We start from the raw sequence: 3,073 nt of genomic DNA on the forward strand, positions 1-3,073 counted from the left end.
TCCCGGGGAATGGTCAGTGAACGCAGGGTGAGCCGTTCGAGTCGCCGTAGCCGGTTCAGCACGGTGTTCCGATGACAGCACAGAGCGGCCGCGGCCCGCGCCGCTGAGCCGTCCGACCGTAACCAGACCGCGAACGTGTTCAGCAGCAGATCCCGGCTCACCGGATCGAGGTCCAGCACCGGTGCCAGCACAAGAACCTTCAGCTCGTGCGCGAGGTCCGGCTGGGCGGTCAGAATCGCGGCCGGGAGCTGCTCCTCCAGAATGGCGAGACCATGGGGGAGGGTCCGGGAGGCCAGTTCCGCGAGCCGGCGGGCCCGGCCGAGCGTGGCCAGCCCCGTCACCGCCATGCTCACGCCGGTCCGGAAACCGTCGTTCGTGGGCATGCGGTCGGCCAGGGACGGTACCGGCAGCGTCCCGAGCACCGCCACGCCGACCGCGCTCTCCCCGTACAGCCGCCAGATCAGCCGGGCGGTACCCGCGCGTACCGGCAGATCGACGGGGTCGATGATCGGCCCGCCCTCGGTTGGGCGCCGCACGATGACCGCGTAGCGGCCTTGCTCGGGCATGGCGAAGGATCTGGCGACCGCGGCGACGGTGCTGGCGTCGGTTGCCCCGTTGAGCAGAGCATCGAGCAGGACGTCGGCGGTCTGCGCGCGCAGCAGCTCCGTCTCGGTCGCGCGCAGGGCGGCCAGCGCCGCCGCGGCATGCTCGTCAACGATGTCCCATAGATCGTCGAGCAGCGCGGCGGCCCGGGGGAGAGGCACATCGGCCTCGACGGTCCACCGCGTCAGCGCGTTGGCGACCGCTTTGCCAGCGAGCTCGTATGCCCGCCGCACGGCCTTGCCCGACATCCCCTGCCGGCCGCAGCGCTCACCGACCCTGCGCGGCCAGTCCAGCAGCTTGTCCCTTTTATCTGTTTTATCCGCGGGGATGCGCAGCGCCGCCAGGGCGTTCTCGATGGATTTTCCGATCATCGGGGCTGGCTCCTGGGACAGGATGCTTTCGTCGCAGTACGCCGGCTCCGCGGCAGGCAGCGAGGCGGCGACAACCTCCGCAAGCTCGGGCAGGCGGGCTTTCAGCGCGTGCAGCGCGCGCTCCTGCAGCGATGCGATGTCCTCCCCGGCCGCCTCCTGGTCCCACCCAGCCGGCGTGAACACCGTCGGGGGCAACGGGTCGGTTGGCATGTATCCGCTCCTTATCGGCAGGACGCGACCACGCGCACGATCACACGTCGTCGTACGGCAGGAGAGGCTGGGACCGCTTGTGGCGCGCCGACATCCGCGGGCCTGTCGCCCCGCCGGACGGATTTATGAAGATATCGACTTCATCGGGAAAACGGCAAACCAAGCCACGCACACGCCGCGATTTTACGCGCTGTTTTTGTGCATGGTGACCCGATCCAGTCAACCAGGCGGAACCCAAAGGGCGGCGTCCGCCTGTTATGCAACCGCGTCCGCCCGCCCAGTGGGATGGTACGGAGTTCCGGGCCCCTGGAGGGCCCGCGGGGTGGTGGCGGAATCCGGCGGCGATCAGGAAGCGGCTGGACTCGGTGAACATATCCAACAGGGGATGGGGCGGGGGGCCCGGCCTCCGCGCGCCGGGGACGGCGTGACGGTGGCCGGCGGCAGCCCCGACGGGGGCATGCGGATCGAGGAGGCCAGCGCATCGAAGCATGACAGAAACAGATCCTTGTTGCAGGGCGTACTAATTATTACGGAAAGTAATTTTAAGGTGTCGTAGCGGGTATCGGTCATCGCTGAGCTGCCAGCACCTGGCGGGGTGAACGATTGATGATCTTGCCGTCGCGCAAGATCGATCTAGTTGGTGCCCGGCGTCCCAATGCCGGATTGTGTCCGCGCACAATTGGATCGACTCTCCTTGTTCTCTGGCACATCATTTGCGGGATTCGCGTGGAGCTGAATCACAGGCATTGACGTCCGATCGAGGCACATGGCATGATCTTATTTAATTTCCAGATCTAAACATTTCGGGGGGTCGGCGTGGAGCCTGCCGTTTGTTGGCCAGGTGCCTCGTTGAGTGAAATCCTTACAGCTCGTGCCCGGCAACAACCACGTCTCGCGTTTCGTTTCCTGCCGGACGGTAGTGGTGACAACGCCGTCGACTGGACCTATCAGGACCTGGCCGCACACGCCGGAGTTCTGGCCGGGAAGCTGCGGCATGACGGGCTCACCGGTCATCGGGTGGTGCTCGCGCTCGATCCGGGGCTGCATTATATTGCCGCGCTGTTCGGCATTTTCGCCGCGGGTGCGACGGCGGTGCCGTCGTTCCCGCCCACCGGGCGCCGAGCGACCGACCGCTTCCTGTCGATTATCAGGGACTGCGCACCTGATGTGGTTATCGCCGACACGCGGTTCGCGGGGCGGACGGACGCTCTCACCGCCAGGCTTCCGCCGGCCATGACCCGCCCGGTGTGGCTGTTCGTCGAGGACACGGCCGCCATGCCGCGTGGATCAACTCCACCGGGCGCGGTAGCGGGCCGCACCTTCACGGACGGTGTGGATCTTCCCGGTCTCGGTGCCGGTCCGGCGACACCCGCGCTGCTGCAGTACACCTCCGGTTCGACCGGCCAGCCCAAGGGCATCGTGCTGACCCACGCGAACCTGGTCAGCAACTGCCGGACGCTCGAAGCCAACATGGGGGCTGACCCGGAGCGGGTTGGCTGCTCGTGGCTGCCGCCCTACCATGACATGGGCCTGATGGGAACGATCATGCTGGCTCTGCACGGCGGCTGGCCACTGGTCATGCTCTCGCCAGCGCACTTCGTGCAACGGCCCTACCGGTGGCTCAAGGCGATCACCGACAATAAGGTGACCATCTCTGTCGGCCCGAACTTCGCGTTCGACCTGTGCGCTGAGACAGTCACCGACGACGAGCTGGCAACGCTGGACCTCAGCTCGCTGCGGCAGGTCTTCTGCGGCTCGGAGCCAGTTTCCCGGGCCACTCTCGATCGGTTCCGGGACCGGTTCTCCGGCCGCGGCTACCGGGAGTCCGCGCTCATTCCCTGTTACGGCATGGCTGAGGCGACTCTGTTTGTTTCGGGCCGGGCCGCGGG

General features: G+C 67.0%; 2 protein-coding genes. One reads left to right on the forward strand and one right to left on the reverse strand.

Annotated features, from left to right (window positions below):
- Positions 1-1,184, reverse strand: a 1,184-nt coding sequence (locus tag MJ797_RS21970) for a helix-turn-helix domain-containing protein (RefSeq protein WP_239340492.1), incomplete at its 3' end; no start/stop codon positions are given.
- Between the two features lie 849 nt (positions 1,185-2,033).
- Here MJ797_RS21970 and MJ797_RS21975 point away from each other — a divergent pair.
- On the forward strand, positions 2,034-3,073 hold a 1,040-nt coding region (locus MJ797_RS21975), incomplete at its 3' end, for an AMP-binding protein (RefSeq protein WP_239340494.1).

The organism is Protofrankia sp. CiP3, from assembly GCF_917627345.1.
Taxonomy (GTDB): Bacteria; Actinomycetota; Actinomycetes; order Frankiales; family Frankiaceae; genus Protofrankia.